Raw genomic sequence first — 21421 nt, forward strand, 5'->3', positions numbered from 1 at the left:
TTCCGCAGCCGACCAGCCAAGTCGCCACAATGTCCAACAGCGGCGGCGACGATACGCTTCCTGACGAACTTGGCAATGATCTTAGTCCAAGAAAAAATATCCGCCCCCTGTCATCGACCGATACCGTCAAGCGCACTTGACACTTCCGGGACCTCCGACCTAGCCTCTGTCAACGACGGGGCCATTGGCGCCGGGCGAATTTGGGGGCGGAGGCATGGGTCCCGAGGACCGACCGGCACGACCGCTCTACACGCCCGCCGAGCGGCAGCGGCGCGACGCGACACCCTGGACGCTGGTGCAGGGCGTGCTCGCGCCCGTGCAGTTCGCCATCTTCCTGGTGAGCGTGGTCCTGGTGCTGCGCGCGCTCGTCACCGGACAGGGCCAGGGCGCCGCGGAGATGTCGGTCGTCGCGAAGACGCTGGCGCTCTACGCGATCATGATCACCGGCTCGATCTGGGAAAAGGCCGTGTTCGGCCGCTGGCTCTTCGCCCCCGCGTTCTTCCTGGAGGACGTGGTCAGCATGCTGGTCCTGGCGCTGCACTCGGCCTACCTCGCGGCCCTCGTCACGGGCGCCCTGGCCGAGCGGCCGCTCCTGCTCCTCGCGCTTGCCGCCTACGCGACCTACCTGGTCAATGCCGGCCAGTTTCTCCTGAAGCTGCGCGCGGCCCGCCTCGAGGGTTCCGGCGGCCGCGGCCCGCGCCTCGCGGAGGCGCTGTGATGAACGCGCCGCTCCCCCATCCCGCCCCCTGCGGCGGCATCGACCTGCATCAGGAGCACGGGCAGCGCGCGGTGTTCTGCGGGCTCACCGGCATCGTCTGGCTGCACCGCAAGATCCAGGACGCGTTCTTCCTGGTGGTGGGCTCGCGCACCTGCGCACACCTGATCCAGTCCGCCGCCGGCGTGATGATCTTCGCCGAGCCGCGCTTCGCCACGGCGATCATCGACGAGCGCGACCTCGCGGGCATCGCCGACGCCAACGAGGAGCTCGACCGGGTCGTCACCCGGCTGATCGAGCGCCGGCCGGACATCAAGCTGCTGTTCCTGGTCGGCTCCTGCCCGTCGGAGGTGATCAAGCTCGACCTGTCCCGGGCGGCGCAGCGCCTGTCGGGGCGCCTCGCCCCCGTGCGGGTCCTGAACTATTCGGGCTCGGGCATCGAGACGACCTTCACGCAGGGCGAGGATGCCTGCCTGGCCGCTTTGGTGCCGGACCTGCCGCGCGAGGCCGACACCGCGGCGCCGTCGCTCCTGATCGTCGGGGCGCTGGCCGACGTGGTCGAGGACCAGTTTCTTCGGATTTTCGCCGCGATGGGCCTCGCGGATGTCCGGTTCCTGCCCGCCCGCAGGGCCGGGGCGATGCCGGCCGTGGGGCGCGGGACCCGCTACCTTCTCGCCCAGCCCTTCCTCGCCGACACGGCCCGCGCTCTCGAGGAGCGCGGCGCCCGGCGGCTGCCCGCGCCGTTCCCTCTGGGCGCGGAGGGCACCACCGGCTGGCTGCAGGCGGCCGCCGAGGCCTTCGGCGTCTCCGCGGACGCGTTCGAACGGGCGACGGCCCCGGGCCGCGCCCGCGCCGAGACCGCGCTGACGCCCCATCGCGAAAAACTCGGCGGCAAGCGGGTGTTCTTCTTCCCCGATTCGCAGCTGGAGGTGCCGCTCGCCCGCTTCCTCGCCCGGGAACTCGGCGCGGCGCTCGTGGAGGTCGGGACGCCGTACCTGCACCGGGCGCATCTCGCGGCCGAGATCGAACTGCTGCCGGCGGGCACGCGGGTGACCGAGGGCCAGAGCCTCGACGACCAGATGGACCGCTGCCGGGCGGCCCGACCGGACCTCACGGTCTGCGGGCTGGGCCTCGCCAACCCGCTGGAGGCGGAGGGTCTGTCGACCAAGTGGTCGATCGAGCTGCTGTTCACGCCCGTGCAGGGCTACGAGCAGGCCGGCGACCTCGCCGAGCTGTTCGCGCGCCCGCTCCGGCGCCGCGCCTTGCTGGAGGTGTAGCGCCATGCAGCTCACCCTCTGGACCTACGAGGGCCCGCCCCACATCGGCGCGATGCGCGTCGCCACCGCGATGACCGGGCTGCACTACGTGCTGCACGCGCCGCAGGGCGACACCTACGCAGATCTGCTGTTCACCATGATCGAGCGGCGGGATGCGCGCCCGCCCGTCACCTACACGACCTTCCGGGCCCAGGATCTCGGCCGCGACACCGCCGAGCTGTTCAAGACCTCGGTCGCCGCCGCCTACGCCCGGTTCCAGCCGCAGGCGATGATCGTCGGCGCCTCCTGCACCGCCGAGCTGATCCAGGACGATCCCGCCGGCCTCGCCAAGGCCCTCGACCTGCCGATCCCGGTGATCCCCCTGGAGCTGCCCGCCTACCAGAAGAAGGAGAACTGGGGGGCGTCGGAGACTTTCTACCGGCTGGTCCGGGCGCTGGCCGGTCCGGCAGCCCCGCGTCCGGCGCGGGAGCCCGGCCTGCGCCCGCTCTGCAACATCCTGGGACCGACGGCGCTGGGTTTCCGGCACCGCGACGACCTGATCGAGATTCGCCGGCTGCTCGATGCCCTCGGCATCGCGGTGAATGTCGTGGCGCCGCTCGGCGCATCGCCCGCCGATCTCGGCCGGCTCCGGGACGCCGACTTCAACGTCGTGCTCTATCCCGAGACCGCGCGCTCCGCGGCGGAATACCTGAAGAAGAGCTTCGGGCAGCCGTTCACGCAGGCCGTGCCGATCGGCGTCGGCGGCACCCGCCGGTTCGTCGAAGAGGTCGCGGCGCTCGCCGGAATCGACCCGGCGCCCGTCCTCGACGGCCCCGGCTCGCGCCTGCCCTGGTACTCCCGCTCGGTCGATTCGACCTATCTCACGGCCAAGCGCGTCTTCGTGTTCGGCGACGCGACCCACGCCCTCGGCCTCGCCCGGGTCGCGGCCCGGGAACTCGGCTTCGTCGTCGTCGGGCTGGGCACCTACAGCCGCGAATTCGCCCGCGAGGTCCGCGCCGAGGCGGCCGAGCACGGCATCGAGGCGCTGATCACCGACGATTACCTCGACGTCGAGGCGGCGATCCGCGCCGCCGCGCCGGAACTCGTCCTCGGCACCCAGATGGAGCGCCACGTCGCCAAGCGGCTCGGTATCCCCTGCGCGGTGATCTCCGCCCCGGTCCACGTCCAGGACTTCCCGGCCCGCTACGCCCCGCAGATGGGCTTCGAGGGCGCCAACGTCCTGTTCGACACCCTGGTCCATCCGCTGATGATGGGTCTCGAGGAGCACCTCCTCGGCATGTTCCGGGAGGATCCGGAATTTCACGACGGCGTCGGCCCGTCGCATCTCGGCGGCGCCCCGGTCGCGGCCCCGATGCCCGACCGCGCGGCGCCCCCGGCCTCCGCGCCGATCCGCGTCGAGGCCGCCATCGCGGTCCCGGCCGCCCCCTGGGCCCCCGAGGCCGAGAAGGAGCTGAAGAAGATCCCGTTCTTCGTGCGGGGCAGGGCGCGCAGCAACACGGAGACCTTCGCCCGGGAGCGGCAACTGCCGCTCATCACCCTGGAAACCCTCTACGACGCCAAGGCGCATTATGGCCGCTAGAGCGCTCCCCCCCGGCCATGACGGCGCCTCGGCGCAGCGCCGGCCGCCGATCCGCGTCGTGATCGTCACCCTCGACAATCACCTGGCGAGCGCGGTGGAGCGGGCGCGACTGCGCCTGCGCGCCGAGATGCCCGGTCTGGTGCTGGGCTTCCACGCGGCGGCCGAGTGGGACAACGACCCCTCAGCCCTCGAATCCTGCCGGAGCGACATCGCCCAGGCCGATATCGTGCTCTCGGCCATGCTGTTCATGGACGAGCATGTCCGGGCGATCCTCCCGGCCCTCGCGGCCCGGCGCGAGGCCTGCGACGCGATGGTGGGCTGCCTCTCGGCGAGCGACGTGGTGAAGACCACCAAGCTCGGCCGCTTCGACATGAGCGGCACCAAGCGCAGCGCCCTCGACTTCCTGAAGAAGCTGCGGGGCAAGCCCGGCCAGCAGGGCAATGCCGGCCGGCAGATGGCCCTGGTGCGCAAGCTGCCGAAGATCCTGCGCTTCATCCCGGGTTCGGCCCAGGACGTGCGCGCCTATTTCCTGACCCTGCAATACTGGCTCGCGGGCTCCGACGAGAACGTCGCCGCCCTGGTGCGCTTCCTGGTCCATCGCTACGCGGCCGGCACCCGGGCCGCCTGGCGCGAGGGCCCGGCCGCGCCGGCGCCGCTCGATTACCCCGAGACCGGGCTCTACCATCCGCGCCTCGCTGGCCGGATCGGCGCGGATCCGGCGCGGCTGCCGGGCCGTCGCGACGCGAAGGGCCGCGTCGGGCTGCTGCTGATGCGCAGCTACGTGCTGGCCGGCAACACCGCCCATTACGACGGCGTCATCGCGGCGCTGGAGGCCAAGGGCCTCGACGTGGTGCCGGCCTTCGCCAGCGGCCTCGACAACCGCCCGGCCGTGGACGCCTTCTTCATGCGGGACGGCCGCGCCCGCATCGACGCGCTGGTGTCGCTCACCGGCTTCTCGCTCGTCGGCGGGCCCGCCTACAACGACGCGGCGGCCGCGGAGTCGATGCTGGCGCGGCTCGACGTGCCCTACCTCGCCGCCCAGGCCCTGGAATTCCAGACGCTGGAGCAGTGGGAGGCCGGCGAGCGCGGGCTGTCGCCGGTCGAGGCGACGATGATGGTGGCGATCCCCGAACTCGACGGCGCCACCGCCCCGATGGTGTTCGGCGGACGCTCCTCCGCGTCGGGCAGCGACAACGCGAGGGACATGCGCGTGCATCCCGAGCGGGCCGCGCGGCTCGCCGAGCGGGTGGAGCGCCTCGTCTCCCTGCGCCGCACGGCGAAGGCCGGGCGCCGGCTCGCCGTGGTGCTGTTCAACTTCCCCCCGAATGCCGGCGCCACCGGCACCGCGGCGTTCCTGTCGGTCTACGCGTCCCTGCTCAACACCCTGAGGGGCCTGGCGGAGGACGGCTACGCCGTGGAGGTGCCGGAGAGCGTCGATGCGCTGCGGGCGGCGATCCTGGAGGGCAACGCCAAGCGCTTCGGCACCCAGGCCAACGTCCACGCCCGCATCCCGGCCGAGGACCATCTGCGCCGGGAACCCCACCTCGCGGAGATCGAGGCCCAGTGGGGTCCGGCGCCCGGCCGCCACCAGACCAACGGCGCCGACATCTTCGTGCTGGGGGCGCAGTTCGGCAACGTCTTCGTCGGGGTGCAGCCGGCCTTCGGCTACGAGGGCGACCCGATGCGGCTGCTGTTCGAGCGCGGCTTCGCCCCCACCCACGCGTTCTCGGCCTTCTACCGCTACCTGCGCGAGGACTTTTGCGCCGACGCCGTGCTGCATTTCGGCACCCACGGGGCGCTCGAATTCATGCCGGGCAAGCAGACCGGCCTGTCCGATTCGTGCTGGCCGGAGCGGCTGATCGGCGCCCTTCCGAACGTCTACCTCTACGCCGCCAACAACCCGTCCGAGGGCACGCTGGCCAAGCGCCGCTCGGCCGCGACCCTGGTGAGCTACCTGACCCCGAGCCTCGCCGCGGCCGGGCTCTATCGCGGGCTGATCGACCTGAAGAGTTCGATGGAGCGCTGGCGCGGGCTCGGGCCGGACGCGACCGGCGAGCGCGGCAGCCTCGCCGAACTGATCCAGCAGCAGGGCGCCGCGGTCGACCTCGTGGCCGCCGAGCCGGCCTGGACCGGCGATCTCGGCGTCCGGGTCGCCGACCTCTGGACCGCCGTGCAGGAGCTGGAACAGACCCTGATCCCGCACGGGCTGCACGTGGTCGGCCAGGGCGTGCCGGCGGAGGAGCGGGTCGACCTGCTGCTCGCCCTGGCCGAGGCCTCGCACGGGCTGAAGCCGGACCGGGCCGGCCTCGCCGCCCTCGTCGCCGGGGCGGGGGTCGAGTCGGCTCTGGCGGCCTCCGGGCTGCCCGCGGACCCCGAGACCCGCGCCGCCTTCGCGGCGCTCGCCAGGTCCGAGAGCCTGCTCGCCCGGGATCACGAGGTCCCGGCCCTGCTGCGGGCGCTCGACGGCCGGTTCGTGCCGCCGGTGGCCGGCGGCGACCTGCTGCGCAATCCCGCGATCCTGCCGACCGGCCGCAACCTCCACGGCTTCGACCCCTACCGCCTGCCGTCCACCTTCGCGGTGGCCGACGGAACCCGGCAGGTGGAGCGAATCCTCGCGCGCTTCGCGGCGGACGGGAAGCCCTGCCCGGAGAGCGTCGCGCTGGTCCTGTGGGGCACCGACAACCTCAAGAGCGAGGGCGGCCCGATCGCCCAGGCGCTGGCGCTGATCGGCGCCGCGCCCCGCTTCGACGGCTACGGCCGGCTCAGCGGCGCCGAGCTGATCCCGCTGGAAACCCTGGGCCGCCCGCGCATCGACGCGGTGGTGACCCTGTCGGGGATCTTCCGCGATCTGCTGCCGCTCCAGACGAAGCTCCTGGCGGAAGCCTCGTACCTAGCGGCGACCGCCGACGAGCCCGTCGAAAAGAACTTCGTGCGCAAGCACGCCCTGGCGATCCAGGTCGAGCAGGGCTGCGACCTGGAGACCGCGTCCCTGCGGGTCTTCTCCAACGCCGAGGGCGCCTACGGGGCCAACGTCAACCACTTGGTCGATTCGGGCGCCTGGGACGACGATGCCGAGCTGTGCGAGACCTTCTCGCGCCGCAAGAGCTTCGCCTACGGCCGCACCGGCCGCCCGGCGCCGCAGCGGGCGCTGATGCAGGCGGTGCTCGCCTCCGTCGACATGGCCTACCAGAACCTCGACTCGGTCGAGGTCGGCGTCACCTCGGTCGACCATTACTTCGACGGCCTGGGCGGCATGGGCCGGGCGGTGGCCCGCGCCAAGGGCGAGTCCGTGCCGATCTATATCAGCGACCAGACCCGCGGGGAGGGGCGCGTCCGCTCCCTGGAGGAGCAGGTGGCGCTGGAGACGCGCACCCGGATGCTCAACCCGAAATGGTACGAGGGTCTGCTCGGCCACGGCTACGAGGGCGTGCGCCAGATCGAGACCCACCTGACCAACACGGTCGGCTGGTCGGCCACCGCCAACGCGGTCCAGCCCTGGATCTACCAGCGGATCACCGAGACCTACGTCCTCGACCCGGCCATGCGCGCGCGCATGGCCGCCCTGAACCCCACCGCCTCGGCCAAGGTCGCCCAGCGGCTGATCGAGGCCCATCGGCGCGGCTTCTGGACTCCTGACGCAGAGATGCGCGACGCCCTCGACCGGGCCGAGGAGGAGCTGGAAGACCGTCTCGAAGGCGTCACCGCAGGAGTCGCCGCATGAACATCGCCATCCGCAATCCGGTCGTCGCCCGGAAGGAGGAGGGGAGCCTCCAGGTCGACCTCGATCCGGACATCAGGATCGAGACCGCCAAGGTCTTCGCGGTCTACGGCAAGGGCGGCATCGGCAAGTCGACCACCTCGTCGAACCTGTCGGTGGCGTTCTCCAAGCTCGGCAAGCGGGTGCTGCAGATCGGCTGCGACCCCAAGCACGACTCGACCTTCACGCTCACCAAGCGCCTCGCCCCCACGGTGATCGACGCCCTGGAGGCGGTGAACTTCCATTCGGAGGAGCTGCGCGTCGAGGATTTCGTGGTCGAGGGCTACAACGGCGTGATGTGCGTCGAGGCCGGCGGCCCGCCCGCCGGGACCGGATGCGGCGGCTACGTGGTCGGCCAGACCGTGAAGCTCCTCAAGGAGCACCACCTCCTGGAGGACACCGACGTCGTCGTGTTCGACGTGCTCGGCGACGTGGTCTGCGGCGGCTTCGCCTCGCCGCTCCAGCACGCCGACCGGGCGCTGATCGTCACCGCCAACGACTTCGACTCGATCTTCGCGATGAACCGAATCGTGGCGGCGATCCACGCCAAGTCGAAGAACTACCCGGTGCGGCTCGGCGGCGTCATCGCCAACCGCTCGGCCAAGACCGACGAGATCGACCGGTTCAACGACGCGGTCGGCCTGAAGCGGCTGGCCCATTTCCCCGATCTCGACGTGGTCCGCCGCTCGCGCCTGAAGAAGTCGACCCTGTTCGAGATGGACTCCTCGCCGGAGCTCGACGCGGTCACGGCCGAGTACATGCGGCTGGCCGAGACGCTCTGGGCCGGGGGTGAGCCCTGCGAGGCGCGGCCCATGAAGGACCGCGACCTGTTCGAGTTTCTGGGGTTCGATTGATGGCCAGCGCCAGCTACGACGCCCGCCGGGGCGAGCTCACCACCTATTTCGACCGCACCGCGGTCGAGGCGTGGTCGCGCCTGACCTCCGACGCCCCGGTGAGCCGGATCCGCGCCACCGTGCGGGCCGGCCGGGACGCGATGCGGGCGACGCTGCTGTCCTGGCTGCCCGCCGACATGACCGGCCTGCGCCTGCTCGATGCCGGCTGCGGCACCGGGGCGCTCAGCGTCGAGGCGGCCCGGCGGGGCGCCGAGGTGATCGCCATCGACGTCTCGCCGACCCTGGTCGACCTCGCCCGGGAGCGCCTGCCGGCGATCTCCGGCCCCGGCGGCATCGACTTCCGCGTCGGCGACATGCTCGACCCGGGCCTCGGCCGCTTCGACCACGTGGTGGCGATGGATTCACTGATCCATTACCGCGCCGCCGACATCGCCCGGGCGCTGGCGGTGCTGGGTGCGCGCACGGACGGCTCGGTGCTGTTCACGGTGGCGCCGCGCACCGCCCTGCTGACCGTGATGCACGCCGCCGGACAATTCTTTCCGCGGGGCGACCGCTCGCCGGCCATCGTGCCGGTGACCGAGGGCGGGCTGCGGCGGCGGATGTCCTCGGAGCGGGCCCTCGACGGCTTCGCCTGGGCCGGGAGTCACCGGATCAACAGCGGGTTCTACCTGTCGAACGCCATCGCGCTGACGCGCTCTTCCCCTCCCCCCTCTGCGGGGGAGGGTACCCTGCGCAGCAGGGGGGGAGAGGGGAACCCGGCTTCCAGAAGAGGCGAGAGCCTTCATGAAGGCGGAGCCATATCCTGCGCCGTCGCTCCCCTCTCCCGACCCGGCCTGACGGCCGGCCCCCCCTCCCCCGCAGAGGGGGGAGGGGGTGCAGCGGCGCCCGGGGTGCGAACATGAGCACCGCGTCCCAAAAGCTCACCGCCGCCCTGATGCGACTCGGCCCGGCGATCCTGCCCTTCGCGGATGCCGCCACCGTCGAGCTGCCCCTCGGGCGCCTGCTCCGGCTCGCCCTGTTCCAGGTCACCGTCGGCATGGCGGCGGTGCTGCTGATCGGCACCCTGAACCGGGTGATGATCGTCGAACTCGGCGTTCCGGCCTGGATCGTCGCCATGATGCTGGCGCTGCCGCTGGTCTTCGCCCCGTTGCGGGCGCTGGTCGGCTTCCGGTCGGACACGCACCGCTCGGTGCTGGGCTGGCGGCGGGTGCCCTACATCTGGTTCGGGACGCTGCTCCAGTTCGGCGGGCTGGCGATCATGCCGTTCGCCCTGCTGATCCTGTCGGGCGACACCACCGGCCCGCTCTGGGTCGGGGACGTGGCGGCGGCGCTGGCCTTCCTGCTGGTCGGGGCCGGCCTGCACACGACCCAGACCGTCGGCCTGGCGCTCGCCACCGACCTCGCCCCCGCCCATGCCCGGCCGAAGGTCGTGGCGCTGCTGTGCGCGGCCCTGCTGTTCGGCATGATGGCCAGCGCCGTGGTGTTCGGGCTGTGCCTCGCGCATTTCTCGGCCGTGCGCCTGATCCAGGTGATCCAGGGCGCCGCCCTCGTCACCATCATCCTCAACGGGGTCGCCCTGTGGAAGCAGGAGCCGCGCGATCCCCACCGCACCCGGGCCGCGCCGCGGCGCGACTTCCGCGCCTCCTGGCAGGCCTATGCGGGGCAGGGCACCGCCCGGCGCCGCCTCGTGGCGATCGGGCTCGGCACCGCGGGCTTCTCCATGCAGGACATCCTGCTGGAGCCCTATGGCGGCCAGATCCTCCACCTGTCGGTGAGCGCCACGACGGCGCTCACCGCCCTGCTCGCCGCCGGCGGCGGGCTCGGCCTGCTGGTCGCCGCCCGCTGGCTCGGGCGCGGCGGCGATCCGTTCCGGGTCTCGGCGGTGGGCGTCGGCATCGGCATCCTGGCCTTCTCGGCGGTGGTCTTCGCCGCGCCGCTCGCCTCGGCCGACCTGTTCGCCGCGGGGGTCAGCCTGATCGGGCTCGGCGGCGGCCTGTTCGCCCACGGCACGCTCACCGCCTCGATGAACCGGGCCGGGCCCGAGGATACCGGCCTCGCCCTCGGCGCCTGGGGCGCCGTGCAGGCGACCGCCGCGGGTCTCTCGATCGCCGCCAGCGGCCTCGTGCGCGATGTCGGCGGCGCCATCGCCCAGTCGGGGGTGCTCGGCGAGGGCATGAACGAGCCCGCGATCGGCTACCTGATCGTCTACCACATTGAGATCGCCCTGCTGTTCGCCGCGCTCCTGGCGCTGGGACCGCTGGTGCGTGAGGACGCGCGTGCACAGACGGGCGCCCCAATCGTCGGCGACCTCGCCGGCCGAGCAGCCTGAGACACGGGGAGGACAGCCATGCCAACCGGCGCACTTACGGGTCACGTCGACGTCGCCCAAGTCGTGCTCTACGCGTTCTTCCTGTTCTTCGGGGGCCTGGTCTTCTGGCTGCGCCGCGAGGACCGGCGGGAGGGCTACCCGCTGGAGAACGAGGCCGTCGGACGCCGCAAGACGGTCGATCCGATCCTGATCCCGCGGTCCAAGGCCTTCCACCTGCCGGGCGGCGAGACGACCTACGCGCCGCAGGCGGTGCACGGCCGGGACGACATCGAGACCGGCATCCCCGCCCGCAAGGTCGAGCCCTGGCCCGGCGCACCCTACGAGCGCACGGACACGTCGCTCCAGGCCGGCGTCGGCCCCGGCTCCTGGGTGCTGCGCCACGACGTCCACGACAGGACCTGGGACAACGAAGTCCGCATCGTGCCCCTCCGGGTGGCGACGAACTTCGTCGTCCATGAGGACGGGCCGAACCCGATCGGCATGACCGTGTTCGGCACCGACAACGCGGTAGCCGGCGTCGTCAGCGACGTCTGGGTCGACCGCGGCGAGTCGCTGATCCGCTACTACGAGGTCGAGCTGGCCACGGGCGGCCGCCGGCTGATGCCCACGACGTTCTGCCGGGCCGGCGGCTTCACCAAGACCGTGAAGTCCGAGGCGCTGCTCGCCGCCCAATTCGCCGACATCCCGGCGACCCGCGACCCCGACAGCGTCACCTTCCTGGAGGAGGAGCGGATCGTGTCCTACTTCGGCGCCGGCACGCTCTACGCCACGCCGGCCCGCGCGGAGCCCCTGATATGAGCGGCGACTTCCTGCCCGAGGGCACCCCCCGGGGCTTGCCCGGCCCGCTTCCCGCGGGCGAGCGCATCCTGTGGCAGGGGGCGCCGACCACCGCGGGGCTGCTGGTGCGGGTGTTCCACGCCCGCCTGGTGATCGCGTGGTTTTCCGCCTGCGCCCTGGGCTTCGGGCTCGCGGCGGGGACGCCCACCGCGGCGCTGCGGATCGTGGGACCGACCCTGGCGGTCGGCGCGGGCGGCCTCGGGCTGCTCTGGCTGCTCGCGTGGCTGACCCACCGCACGACGCTTTACACGATCACCAACCGCCGGGTCGTGCTGCAGGCCGGCATCGCCCTGCCGGTGACCCACAACCTGCCCTTCGCGCAGATCGACACCGCGGGTCTGCGTTCCTTCACCGACGGGAGCGGCGATCTGCCTCTCCGGTTGCGGCCGGGCCTCCGTATCGCCTACCTTCAGCTCTGGCCGCACGCCCGGCCCTGGCGTCTTGCCCGGACGGAGCCCATGCTGCGCTCCGTGCCGGACGCCGACACGGTGGCGGGGTTGCTGGCGCAGGCGCTCGCGGCGCATGCCGACGGCGCCGCGCCGCCGGTTCGGGTGGCCCGTCTGGGCCGCGCGCACGAGCATCCCGGCCACCTCGTCGCGGCCGAGTAGGGGAGGGTTGAGATGGGCGAGCGGGCGCAGAACGCCGGCCGGTCTACCGCACAGGCCGCCGCTTCGCGGGCTGCCACCGGACCCGCGCCGGCGCTGCTGATGATCGGCGCGGGGGCGCTGATGGGCTTCACCATGCTGGCGGTCCTGATCGGCCGCAGCGAGGATGTCGGCCTCGTCGCCCTGCCGCCCGCCAAACCCGTGGCACGGCTCGAATTCCGCGCCGAGGATCAGGTCGACGGCTCCATCGCCCTGCGGAACGCCGCCGACCGGCACATCGTCGCGTGGATCCGCCCCGGCGAGGACGGCTTCCTGCGCGGGACCCTGCGGGGGCTGGCCCAGGCCCGCCAGCGCGGGGGCCTCGGACCGGAGCAGCCGTTCAGCCTGACCCGCTTCGACGACGGCCGCCTCGCCCTGGCCGACGAGGCCACCGGCCGCCGCGTGCCCCTGGAGGCCTTCGGGCCGACCAATGCCGGAGCCTTCGCCCGGCTGCTGCCCGAGCCCGGCGTTCCCGCCACGGAGACGCGCTGATGGGCCTGTTCGGCAGCCGGACCATCACCGTGCCCTGCACGGTCGAGATCGAGCAGACGCCCGAGAGCCTGCACGCGCACGTCACCCTGGCGGGCGGCTTCGAGATCGCGCCCGGCGACGAGGTCCTGGTCCACGACGCGCCGACCTCGGTGCCCTACGGCGAGCGGCTCACCGTGAACCGGACCGCCACGATCACCCGCGCAGGCCCGCTGGAGCGGGCCTGGACCAAGCTCATCGCCCATCTCGAGCTGACCGAACTCTACGAGGTCAGCTTTTCCGAGAGGAGGAAGCTGTGAACGCTCCCGTCGCGCCCCCCGCCGGCCAGCCGCTCCCGAAGGTCCCGGTCAACGAATCGACCAAGGCCGCGCAGGAGACGACCTTCCTGAGCCCGCGCTTCTACACCACGGATTTCGAGGAGCTCGACCGCACCGACGTCGAGCCGGTGCGGCGCGACTGGGACCTGCTCATCGCCGAGCTGCGCGCCGACCCGAACAAGCGCCACTTCACCCGCAACGCGGAGTTCGACTGCGACCTGTCGCAGATGGAGCCCGAGCTGCGGAAGGAATTCCTGGATTTCCTGGTCTCGTCGATCACCGCCGAGTTCTCCGGCTGCGTCCTCTATGCGGAGATGCGCAAGCGGGCCAAGAACAAGGACATCAAGGAGCTGTTCGGCTTCATGAGCCGCGACGAGGCGCGCCACGCCGGCTTCATCAACGACACGCTCAAGGATTTCGGCATCGGCGTCGATCTGGGCTTCCTGACCAAATCCAAAAAGTACACGTTCTTCCGGCCGAAGTTCATCTTCTACGCGACCTACCTGTCGGAGAAGATCGGCTACGCCCGCTACATCACCATCTTCCGCGAGCTGGAGCGGCACCCGGAGCGGCGCATCCACCCGATCTTCAAGTGGTTCGAGCTGTGGTGCAACGACGAGTTCCGCCACGGCGAGGCCTTCGCGCTCCTGATGCGGGCGAACCCGAAGCTGACCACCGGCGTGAACCGCTACTGGATCCGGTTCTTCCTGCTCGCGGTCTTCGCCACGATGTACGTGCGCGACCATCACCGCCCGGCCTTCCACAAGGCTCTGGGGGTGGATCCCAGCGACTACGACTTCAAGGTCTTCCGGATCACCTCGGAGATCTCGAAGCAGACCTTCCCGCTGGAGCTCGACCTCGACAACCCGAAGTTCAAGGCGGGGCTCGACCGGCTGCTCGCCTGCTCCCGGGCGATCGGCGACGCGAAGGCGCGGGGCGGCCTCGTCGGCAAGGCCCTTCACGCAATCCACGCCGCCCGGGCGGCCGCCACCTTCGTCCGCCTCTACCTCTTGCCGGTCAAGGCGAACGCCCTGCCGGCCGATATCCGCCTCCAGCCGGTCTGGTAGGATGGGGACCTACGCCGCCCCGGTCGTGTACGCGGTGCTGCTCTGGTGGTTCTCCACCGGGCTGATCCTGCTGCTCGACCACGCCCCGCGGCGGACCCATCCGTGGAGCATGGCCTGCGCGACCCTGCTGCTCGCCGGCGCCCTGGTGGCGATCCGCGCCAGCGCCGGGGACACGAGCGCCACGGGGGCCTACACGGCGTTCACGGCCGCCCTCGCGGTCTGGGGCTGGCAGGAGATGAGCTACTACATGGGCTTCCTGTCGGGCCCGAAGCCGGCCGCCTGCGCGCCGGGTCTGCGCGGGTTCGACCGGTTCCTGGCGGCGCTGGCCACCAGCCTGTGGCACGAATTCGCCATCGTGGTCGGGGGCTTGGCGATCCTGGCGCTGGTCTGGGGCAGCCCAAACCGCTTCGCCCTGTGGACCTACGGCGCCCTGGTGGTGATGAATCTCTCGGCGCGGCTCAACCTGTTCCTCGGGGTGCGCAACCTCCACGCCGAGTTCCTGCCGGACCATCTCGGCTATCTCGCCTGCTATCTCGCGCGGAAGCCGATGAACCTGCTGTTCCCGGTCTCGGTGAGCCTCGGGACCATCGCGGCGGCGCTCCTCGGCCGGGCGGCGCTGGGCGCCGATCTGGTGGAGCACGAAGTGATCGGCTTCACGGTCCTGGCGACGCTGACCGCGCTCGCCACCCTGGAGCACTGGTTCCTGATGCTGCCGCTGCCCTCGGCGGAGCTGTGGCGCTGGAGCCTGCCGGCCCGGGCGTCCGGGGAGGCGGCCCGGCCGCGGGACCGCGTGTAGGTCGAGGGATCACAGCCGGGCGACGCACGTCCACCAACTTGGAATTGGTCTCGTGCGAAATCCGGTGTCACAGGCGGGATCAACCCGCAGGGTTTGTTCGGGGAGAGGCGACATGGATTACGAGACCTTCTTCGGAGGCGAGATCGCCGGTCTCCATCGGGAGGGGCGCTACCGGGTCTTCACCGACCTCGAGCGCCACGCCGGCAACTTCCCGCACGCGACCCATCACCACGCCGGCGGCACGCGGCCCGTGACGGTCTGGTGCTCCAACGACTATCTCGGCATGGGCCAGCACCCCTCGGTCACCGGGGCGATGCACGAGGCGATCGACCGCTGCGGCGCCGGCGCCGGCGGCACCCGCAACATCTCCGGCACCAACCACTACCACGTGCTGCTGGAGCGGGAGCTCGCCGACCTCCACGGCAAGGAGGCGGCGCTGCTGTTCACCTCCGGCTACGTGTCGAACTGGGCGGCCCTCGGGACCCTGGCGTCGCGGCTGCCGAACTGCGCGGTCTTCTCCGATTCCGAGAACCACGCCTCGATGATCGAGGGCATCCGGTTCTCGCGCGCCGAGCGCCACATCTTCCGCCACAACGACCCGGAGGACCTGAACCGCAAGCTCGGCCTGATCGACCCGTCCCGGCCGAAGCTGGTGGCGTTCGAGTCGGTCTACTCCATGGACGGCGACATCGCCCCGATCGGCGAGATCTGCGACGTGGCCGAGGCCCACGGGGCGCTCACCTACCTCGACGAGGTCCACGCGGTCGGCCTCTACGGCGCCCGCGGCGGCGGCATCTCGGAGCGCGACGGCGTCGCCCATCGGCTCGACGTGATCGAGGGCACACTGGGCAAGGCCTTCGCGGTCCATGGCGGCTACATCACGGCATCCGAGAAGCTGTGCGACTTCGTGCGGAGCTTCGCCTCCGGCTTCATCTTCACGACGTCCCTGCCGCCCGCCGTGGCGGCGGGCGCAGCGGCCTCGATCCGCCACCTGAAGACCAGCGGCGCCGAGCGCGCCCGCCACCAGGAGCGCGTCGCGAAGGTCCGGCAGGCGCTGGAGGCCGCCGACATCCCGACCATGCCCAACGACAGCCACATCGTGCCGGTGATGGTCTGCGACCCTGTTCTGTGCAAGGGCATCTCCGACACCCTGCTCGACGAGTTCGGCATCTACGTGCAGCCGATCAACTACCCGACGGTGGCCCGCGGCACCGAGCGCCTGCGGATCACCCCGTCGCCGCTGCACTCGGATGCCGACATCGCGCATCTGGTCGAGGCGCTCGCCACGATCTGGGGGCGGATCGGTCTGCGGCAGAAGGCGGCGGAGTAGGGGGCTCCCTTCTCCTCCCCACCCCCTCATCCCGAGGTGCCCGCGAAGCGGGCCTCGAAGGAGCGCTCCAGCCGGCCGCGCGCGCCCTGGAGGCCTCCTTCGAGGCCTTCGCTGCGCTTCGGCACCTCAGGATGAGGGGGTGGCTTGGATTCCCCCGCAGCATCGAGTCATCGCGTGCCCACTTTCCCCTTCTCGGCCATCGTCGGCCAGGACGAGATGCGCCAGGCGCTGCTGATCGCCGCCGTGGACCCGGCCGTCGGCGGCGTGCTGGTCGTCGGCGACCGCGGCACCGGCAAGTCCACGGCGATCCGGGCGCTGGCCGCCCTGCTGCCGCCGATGCGGGCGGTGGTCGGCTGCCCGTACAATTGCGACCCCGACAGCCCCGCGGAGTCCTGCCCGCACTGCGCGAGCATGCCGGGCGCGCGGAGAAAGTCCGAAAAAAAACCGGTGCCGGTGGTGGACCTGCCGCTCGGCGCCACCGAGGACCGGGTGGTCGGCACCCTCGACCTGGAGCGGGCGCTCGGCGCCGGCGTGAAGGCGTTCGAGCCGGGGCTGCTCGCCCGGGCCAACCGCGGTTTTTTGTACATCGACGAGGTGAACCTGCTGGAGGACCACCTCGTCGACCTCCTGCTCGACGTGGCGGCGTCGGGCGTCAACACCGTCGAGCGCGAGGGGCTGTCGCTCCGCCATCCGGCCCGCTTCGTCCTGGTCGGCTCCGGCAACCCGGAGGAGGGGGAGCTGCGCCCGCAGCTGCTCGACCGGTTCGGGCTGGCCTGCGAGGTCGCGACCCCGAAGGACATCCCCACCCGCATCGCGGTGGTGCGCGCCCGCGACGCCTACGAGCGCGACCCGGAGGGCTTCTGCGCCGCGCACGCCCGGGACGAGACCGCGATCCGGAAGAGGATCCTGCTGGCGCGGGAGCGCCTGCCGGGCGTGACCGTGCCGGATGCCGCCCTGGAGCGGGCGGCCCGGCTCTGCCTGGCGCTCGGCACCGACGGCCTGCGCGGCGAGCTGACCCTGATGCGCACCGCCCGGGCGCTGGCCGCCCTCGACGGCGCCGGGGCGGTCACCGACGACCACCTCCGCCGGATCGCCCCGGCCTCCCTGCGCCACCGCCTGCGCCGGAACCCGCTCGACGAATCCGGATCCACCGCCCGGGTGGAACGCGCCCTGGCGGAGGTCTTCGCGTGACGGGGGCACCGCCTCTCCCTCCCCCCTCTGCGGGGGAGGGTGGCCCCCGAAGGGGGTCGGGCCGGGACAAAGTCCCGCAAGAGGGGCGACGCGACGGTGCGGGTTTCAGCACCCGACGCGACCTTTCCGGATCCGTCGCTCCCCTCTCCCGACCCGGCCTGACGGCCGGGCCTCCCTCCCCCGCAGAGGGGGGAGAGAGGGCGCCCGATCTGTGGGCCGATGCCCGCCGCGCCGCCCGTCTGCTCGCCGCCGACCCGCCCGCATTCGGAGGCGCAATCCTGCGCGCCGCCCCCGGTCCGGTGCGCGAGCGCTGGCTCGATCTCTTCCGGGGGATGCTCCCCCCCGCGACACCCTGGCGACGCCTGCCGCCCGGCATCGGCGACGACGGCCTGCTCGGCGGCCTCGATCTCGCCGCGACCCTGGCGGCGGGCCGCCCGGTCGCGCGGGGCGGCCTGCTGGCGGAGGCCGACGGCGGGATCGTCGTCGCGCCCATGGCGGAGCGCCTGCCGCCCGGCACCGCGTCCCGGCTCGCGGCCGCGCTCGACACCGGCACGGTCGCGGACCGAAACGCCCGGTTCGGCCTGATCCTGCTCGACGAGGGCGAGGCGGACGAGACGGTCGCCGAGGCCCTGGCCGACCGTCTCGCCTTCCGGATCGATCTCGGCGCCGTCGGGATCGCAGAGGCGGATGCGCATCCGCCGGAGCCGGAACCCGCCTCCGGCCCCGCGGAGCCCGACCCGGTCGGCAGTCTCTGCGCCCTGGCCGAGGCCTTCGGCGTCGCCTCGCTGCGCGGGCCGATCCTGGCCGCCCGGGTGGCGCGGGCGCTGGCCGGGGAGGGGCCGATCGGCCGGGCGGAGGTCACCGCAGCCGCGCGCCTCGTCTTGGCGCCGCGCGCCACGCGGCTGCCCGCTCCGGAGGAGGCCACCCCGGAGGAGCCTGTCCCGGAGACCGACGAGACGCCGCCGGCGGATCCCCCCGCGGAGGCGGCGGAACCGGCCGCCGCGGACACGCCCGACGACGTCGTTCTGGAGGCGGTGCGCGCCGCCATCCCGCCCAACCTCCTCGATCAGCTGCTGGCGGGTCAGCCGCGTCTCTCGGCCGCCAAGGCCGGACGGGTCGGGCAGGCGGCGGCGTCCCGCACCGGTCGGCCGGTGGGCAGCCGGCGGGGCGACCCGCGGCGGGGCCGCCTCGACCTGCTCGGCACCCTGCGGGCGGCGGCGCCCTGGCAGGCCGTGCGGCGCGCGGGGGCGGAGCCGCGACCGATCGTGGTCCGGCGCGACGATCTTCGGATCCGGATCCTGCGGCAGCGGACCGAGACCACCACGGTGTTCTGCGTCGATGCCTCGGGCTCGGCCGCCCTGGAGCGGCTGGCGGAGGCCAAGGGCGCGGTCGAGCTGCTGCTGGCCGAGGCCTATATCCGGCGCGACCGGGTGGCGCTGGTGGCGTTCAGGGGGCGCGGCGCGGAGCTGGTCCTGCCGCCGACCCGCTCGCTGACCCGGGCCAAACGCGGCCTCGCGGGGCTTCCGGGCGGGGGCGGCACGCCGCTCGCGGCGGGGATCGACGCCGCGGTCGCGGTGGCGCTGGGCGTGCGCCGGAGCGGCAGCCGGCCGGCCATCGTGCTGCTCACCGACGGGCGCGCCAACGTGGCGCGGTCGGGGGAGGGCGGCCGCGCCCAAGCCGGCGCGGAGGCCCTGCGGGCGGCCCGGGCCGCGCGGGCGGCCGGGGTGCCCGCCCTCGTGGTCGATACCGGGAACCGGGGCGAGGAGGCCCGGGCGGTGGCGGACGCGATGGGCGCCCGCTACCTGAAGCTGCCGCGCGCCGAGGCCGGTCAGCTCAGCGCGGCGGTGCGCGCGGCGCTCTGAGCGCCGCCGCCGGCCATCTCAGAGATGGGCGCTGACGCCGAGATCGGCGAGGCGCTGGTGGTGGGCGAGCCACGCGGTCAGCATGTCGCGGACGATGGCGCGGAAGTTCCAAGCGCCGGAAGCCGGGGCGGCGATGTTCTGGGTCGAGGAGGTGAAGAGGATCATGGCCTTCTCCGAAGTCGGGGGACGTGTCTTGTTCTTGGTCGGGCGTAGGATGCCGATCCTGTTGCGCCGCAGCAATCGGGCTGCGCTCAGCCGTGGCATGCGGCTGCCGCATGGGATTGTTCAGCTTTACGAAATACTTCCGCTCCTGCACGATAGCGCCTCGGCGTTCCTCGGGGCCGCCGGGAATGCTGCAATGCGGGATGATCGTGCATGCTGACGCCGTTCGATCCGGACCGGCCCGACTGGGCGGTCGAGGGGCGCGACTGGCCGCACCGGGAGGCGAGCCGCTTCGTCGAGGCGGCGGGCCTGCGCTGGCATGTCCAGGACTTCGGCCCTCCGGAGGCGCCGACGCTGCTGCTGCTGCACGGCACCGGGGCGGCGACCCATTCGTGGCGCGGTCTGGCGCCGCTGCTGGCGCGGGATTTCCGCGTGATCGCCCCGGACCTGCCGGGCCACGGTTTCACCGATCCGCTGCCCGATGCCGACCTGTCGCTCCCCGGCATGGCCCGGGCCGTCAGCGGCCTCGTGGCGGCGCTCGGGCGGCCTCCGGCGCTGGCGGCCGGTCACTCGGCCGGCGCAGCCGTGCTGGCGCGGATGTGCCTCGACGGCACCCTCGCGCCCCGCCTGCTGGCCGCGTTCAACGGCGCCCTGGCGCCGCTACCGGGGGCCGCCAGCCTGCTGTTTCCCAGCATGGCCCGGCTCCTGTTCCTCAACCCCTTCACCCCGAGGATCTTCGCCTGGACGGCGGACCGGTCCGCCGCCAAGCGGCTGATCGAGGGGACCGGCTCGCGCCTCGATCCCGAGGGCGTCGATCTCTACCGGCGGCTCTTCGCGCGGGCGGGCCATGTCCGCGGGGCGCTCGGCATGATGGCGAACTGGGATCTCGCCGGGCTCCATGGGGCGCTGCCGGGTCTGGCGACCCGGACCCTGCTGATCGTCGGCGGCGACGATCGGGCGATCCTGCCCGACACCGCCTTCGCGGTGCGCGACCGCCTGCCGGATGCCCGGGTGGCGCTGCTCCGCGGCCTCGGCCACCTCGCCCACGAGGAGGCGCCGGTGCGCGTGGCGGAGGCGCTGACCGAGGAGGCGCGGGCCGTCGGCATCCTGTGAGCGGATCCGCGCGGAGCGGGCGGCTGCGGGACTGGCGCCGGCCTTGCCTGGGTCGTAGAGCCTCCCGCGGGTTTCAACGCGCGGCAAGACCAGGACAGGAGTGGCCAGGACGATGGCGAGACCCGTGATCGGCGTCATCGGCAATGCACGCCTGATCGATAACCGGTTTCCGGCCCAGATCGTCGGCGAGAACAACATGCGCGCCGTGGCCGCCGTGGCCGGCGCCCTGCCCCTGATGTTCGCCGCCGCCCCGGCGATCACCGATCTCGGCGACCTCCTCGACACGGTGGACGGGATCCTGCTCACCGGCGGGCGCGCCAACGTCCATCCGACCCGGTTCAACGCGGCGCCCTGCGCGGCCCACGAACCCTACGACGAGTCCCGCGACGCCGTGGCGCTGCCGCTGGTCGAGGCCTGCGTGGCGCGCGGCGTGCCGCTGTTCGGCATCTGCCGCGGCTTCCAGGAGATGAACGTCGCCTTCGGCGGCAGCCTGCACCCGGAGATCCGCGATCTGCCCGGGCGCCTCAATCACCGGATGCCGCGGCTCGAGAACGGCGAGATCCACCCCGACCTGGAAGTGATCTTCGCCGACCGCCACGCGGTCCACCTGACCCCGGGGGGCGCCTTCGCGACCTTGCTGCAGCGGGAGACGATCCGGGTGAACTCCCTGCACGGCCAGGGCATCCTGCAGCCGGGGGTCCGGGTCGTCACCGAGGGCATCGCCGAGGACGACACGATCGAGGCGATCCGCATCAGCGAGGCTCCGGGCTTCGCCCTGGGCGTGCAGTGGCACGCGGAGCACGATCCCGCGACGAACCCGATCAACCGCGCCCTGTTCGAGGCCTTCGGGAGCGCGGCGGCGGCGCATCGCGCCGCAAGGCGCAGCGGCCGGAGCTGATCCCCGGCGGCACCCGGCGCGATCGCAGTCGATCGCCGATCCGCACCAACATAGATCAGCCCGATGCGAGGCCTCGTGAGTCGTTGCCGACTTAACCTATGTTTCTTGCAGACGCCTGAACCGCGGGAGATCTTGCGGATCCTCCCCGAAACCTTGTCGCGGGGGCGGCTGATTTACCTTGTCCCCGGACGACCTGTCGCAGGA

General features: G+C 72.6%; 19 protein-coding genes. 18 read left to right on the forward strand and 1 reads right to left on the reverse strand.

What is annotated here, in order from left to right; genetic code table 11:
- The first annotated feature begins 214 nt into the window (after positions 1 to 214).
- The 16 genes from bchF to MKL01_RS26995 all read left to right on the forward strand — a co-directional run bounded on the left by bchF (position 215) and on the right by MKL01_RS26995 (position 19044).
- On the forward strand, positions 215 to 718 hold the full coding sequence (gene bchF, locus MKL01_RS26920; protein ID WP_243908244.1) for a 2-vinyl bacteriochlorophyllide hydratase: 504 nt from the start codon (positions 215 to 217) through the stop codon (positions 716 to 718).
- Positions 718 to 1992, forward strand: coding sequence for a ferredoxin:protochlorophyllide reductase (ATP-dependent) subunit N (locus tag MKL01_RS26925; protein ID WP_243908245.1), 1275 nt, complete (start codon positions 718 to 720; stop codon positions 1990 to 1992). Before bchF ends, MKL01_RS26925 begins: the two co-directional genes overlap by 1 nt.
- Before the next feature lie 4 nt (positions 1993 to 1996).
- Positions 1997 to 3571, forward strand: coding sequence for a ferredoxin:protochlorophyllide reductase (ATP-dependent) subunit B (gene bchB, locus MKL01_RS26930; RefSeq protein WP_243908246.1), 1575 nt, complete (start codon positions 1997 to 1999; stop codon positions 3569 to 3571).
- Positions 3561 to 7292 carry a magnesium chelatase subunit H gene (locus MKL01_RS26935; protein WP_243908247.1) on the forward strand — a complete coding sequence of 1244 codons (3732 nt, stop codon included), beginning with the start codon at positions 3561 to 3563 and terminating at the stop codon, positions 7290 to 7292. Before bchB ends, MKL01_RS26935 begins: the two co-directional genes overlap by 11 nt.
- The gene (gene bchL / locus MKL01_RS26940) at positions 7289 to 8182 is read left to right on the forward strand and encodes a ferredoxin:protochlorophyllide reductase (ATP-dependent) iron-sulfur ATP-binding protein (RefSeq protein ID WP_243908248.1); all 894 of its coding nucleotides are present in this window, start codon (positions 7289 to 7291) and stop codon (positions 8180 to 8182) included. Before MKL01_RS26935 ends, bchL begins: the two co-directional genes overlap by 4 nt.
- Positions 8182 to 9084, forward strand: a complete 903-nt coding sequence (gene bchM, locus MKL01_RS26945; protein WP_243908249.1) for a magnesium protoporphyrin IX methyltransferase — start codon at positions 8182 to 8184, stop codon at positions 9082 to 9084. The genes bchL and bchM overlap by 1 nt, the downstream gene beginning before the upstream one ends.
- Positions 9081 to 10511, forward strand: coding sequence for a BCD family MFS transporter (locus MKL01_RS26950; RefSeq protein ID WP_243908250.1), 1431 nt, complete (start codon positions 9081 to 9083; stop codon positions 10509 to 10511). Before bchM ends, MKL01_RS26950 begins: the two co-directional genes overlap by 4 nt.
- Positions 10512 to 10529: 18 nt before the next feature.
- On the forward strand, positions 10530 to 11309 hold the full coding sequence (gene puhA / locus MKL01_RS26955; protein ID WP_243908251.1) for a photosynthetic reaction center subunit H: 780 nt from the start codon (positions 10530 to 10532) through the stop codon (positions 11307 to 11309).
- Positions 11306 to 11956: a photosynthetic complex putative assembly protein PuhB gene (gene puhB, locus MKL01_RS26960; protein WP_243908252.1), complete on the forward strand. Its 651-nt coding sequence runs from the start codon at positions 11306 to 11308 to the stop codon at positions 11954 to 11956. The genes puhA and puhB overlap by 4 nt, the downstream gene beginning before the upstream one ends.
- A 12-nt stretch (positions 11957 to 11968) precedes the next feature.
- Positions 11969 to 12484 (forward strand): photosynthetic complex assembly protein PuhC, encoded by a 516-nt coding sequence (gene puhC / locus MKL01_RS26965; RefSeq protein WP_243908253.1) that lies wholly within the window; start codon positions 11969 to 11971, stop codon positions 12482 to 12484.
- The gene (locus tag MKL01_RS26970; RefSeq protein WP_243908254.1) at positions 12484 to 12780 is read left to right on the forward strand and encodes a hypothetical protein; all 297 of its coding nucleotides are present in this window, start codon (positions 12484 to 12486) and stop codon (positions 12778 to 12780) included. Before puhC ends, MKL01_RS26970 begins: the two co-directional genes overlap by 1 nt.
- The gene (gene acsF / locus MKL01_RS26975; RefSeq protein WP_243908255.1) at positions 12777 to 13865 is read left to right on the forward strand and encodes a magnesium-protoporphyrin IX monomethyl ester (oxidative) cyclase; all 1089 of its coding nucleotides are present in this window, start codon (positions 12777 to 12779) and stop codon (positions 13863 to 13865) included. The genes MKL01_RS26970 and acsF overlap by 4 nt, the downstream gene beginning before the upstream one ends.
- Before the next feature lies 1 nt (position 13866).
- The gene (gene puhE, locus MKL01_RS26980; RefSeq protein WP_243908256.1) at positions 13867 to 14661 is read left to right on the forward strand and encodes a putative photosynthetic complex assembly protein PuhE; all 795 of its coding nucleotides are present in this window, start codon (positions 13867 to 13869) and stop codon (positions 14659 to 14661) included.
- Positions 14662 to 14773: 112 nt separating this feature from the next.
- Complete coding sequence (hemA, locus tag MKL01_RS26985; RefSeq protein ID WP_243908257.1) at positions 14774 to 15991, forward strand: 5-aminolevulinate synthase; 1218 nt, start codon at positions 14774 to 14776, stop codon at positions 15989 to 15991.
- Between the two features lie 174 nt (positions 15992 to 16165).
- Entirely contained in the window at positions 16166 to 17182 is a 1017-nt protein-coding gene (bchI, locus tag MKL01_RS26990; RefSeq protein WP_243908258.1) for a magnesium chelatase ATPase subunit I, read from the forward strand.
- A gap of 158 nt (positions 17183 to 17340) precedes the next feature.
- The gene (locus tag MKL01_RS26995) at positions 17341 to 19044 is read left to right on the forward strand and encodes a magnesium chelatase subunit D (protein ID WP_409566359.1); all 1704 of its coding nucleotides are present in this window, start codon (positions 17341 to 17343) and stop codon (positions 19042 to 19044) included.
- An 18-nt stretch (positions 19045 to 19062) separates the two neighbouring features.
- On the opposite strand, the gene MKL01_RS27000 is transcribed toward MKL01_RS26995, so the two are convergent.
- A complete protein-coding gene (locus MKL01_RS27000; protein WP_243908259.1) occupies positions 19063 to 19209 on the reverse strand; it encodes a hypothetical protein in 147 nt (48 codons plus the stop codon).
- 210 nt (positions 19210 to 19419) lie between these two features.
- Between MKL01_RS27000 and bchO the strand changes: the two genes are divergently transcribed.
- Together bchO and MKL01_RS27010 are read left to right on the forward strand one after the other, a co-directional pair.
- The gene (gene bchO / locus MKL01_RS27005) at positions 19420 to 20319 is read left to right on the forward strand and encodes an alpha/beta fold hydrolase BchO (protein WP_243908260.1); all 900 of its coding nucleotides are present in this window, start codon (positions 19420 to 19422) and stop codon (positions 20317 to 20319) included.
- A gap of 112 nt (positions 20320 to 20431) precedes the next feature.
- On the forward strand, positions 20432 to 21217 hold the full coding sequence (locus tag MKL01_RS27010) for a gamma-glutamyl-gamma-aminobutyrate hydrolase family protein (protein WP_243908261.1): 786 nt from the start codon (positions 20432 to 20434) through the stop codon (positions 21215 to 21217).
- The last annotated feature ends 204 nt before the right edge of the window (positions 21218 to 21421 follow it).

This window comes from Methylobacterium sp. J-070 (genome assembly GCF_022829385.1).
Classification (GTDB): Bacteria; Pseudomonadota; Alphaproteobacteria; order Rhizobiales; family Beijerinckiaceae; genus Methylobacterium.

Excerpts from the sequence above, each read along its gene's own strand:
- bchF (WP_243908244.1), top strand. The coding sequence starts at position 215 with ATGGGTCCCGAGGACCGACCGGCACGACCGCTCTACACGCCCGCCGAG.
- MKL01_RS26925 (WP_243908245.1), top strand. The coding sequence starts at position 718 with ATGAACGCGCCGCTCCCCCATCCCGCCCCCTGCGGCGGCATCGACCTG.
- bchB (WP_243908246.1), top strand. The coding sequence starts at position 1,997 with ATGCAGCTCACCCTCTGGACCTACGAGGGCCCGCCCCACATCGGCGCG.
- MKL01_RS26935 (WP_243908247.1), top strand. The coding sequence starts at position 3,561 with ATGGCCGCTAGAGCGCTCCCCCCCGGCCATGACGGCGCCTCGGCGCAG.
- bchL (WP_243908248.1), top strand. The coding sequence starts at position 7,289 with ATGAACATCGCCATCCGCAATCCGGTCGTCGCCCGGAAGGAGGAGGGG.
- bchM (WP_243908249.1), top strand. The coding sequence starts at position 8,182 with ATGGCCAGCGCCAGCTACGACGCCCGCCGGGGCGAGCTCACCACCTAT.
- MKL01_RS26950 (WP_243908250.1), top strand. The coding sequence starts at position 9,081 with ATGAGCACCGCGTCCCAAAAGCTCACCGCCGCCCTGATGCGACTCGGC.
- puhA (WP_243908251.1), top strand. The coding sequence starts at position 10,530 with ATGCCAACCGGCGCACTTACGGGTCACGTCGACGTCGCCCAAGTCGTG.
- puhB (WP_243908252.1), top strand. The coding sequence starts at position 11,306 with ATGAGCGGCGACTTCCTGCCCGAGGGCACCCCCCGGGGCTTGCCCGGC.
- puhC (WP_243908253.1), top strand. The coding sequence starts at position 11,969 with ATGGGCGAGCGGGCGCAGAACGCCGGCCGGTCTACCGCACAGGCCGCC.
- MKL01_RS26970 (WP_243908254.1), top strand. The coding sequence starts at position 12,484 with ATGGGCCTGTTCGGCAGCCGGACCATCACCGTGCCCTGCACGGTCGAG.
- puhE (WP_243908256.1), top strand. The coding sequence starts at position 13,867 with ATGGGGACCTACGCCGCCCCGGTCGTGTACGCGGTGCTGCTCTGGTGG.
- hemA (WP_243908257.1), top strand. The coding sequence starts at position 14,774 with ATGGATTACGAGACCTTCTTCGGAGGCGAGATCGCCGGTCTCCATCGG.
- MKL01_RS27000 (WP_243908259.1), bottom strand. The coding sequence starts at position 19,209 with ATGATCCTCTTCACCTCCTCGACCCAGAACATCGCCGCCCCGGCTTCC.
- bchO (WP_243908260.1), top strand. The coding sequence starts at position 19,420 with ATGCTGACGCCGTTCGATCCGGACCGGCCCGACTGGGCGGTCGAGGGG.
- MKL01_RS27010 (WP_243908261.1), top strand. The coding sequence starts at position 20,432 with ATGGCGAGACCCGTGATCGGCGTCATCGGCAATGCACGCCTGATCGAT.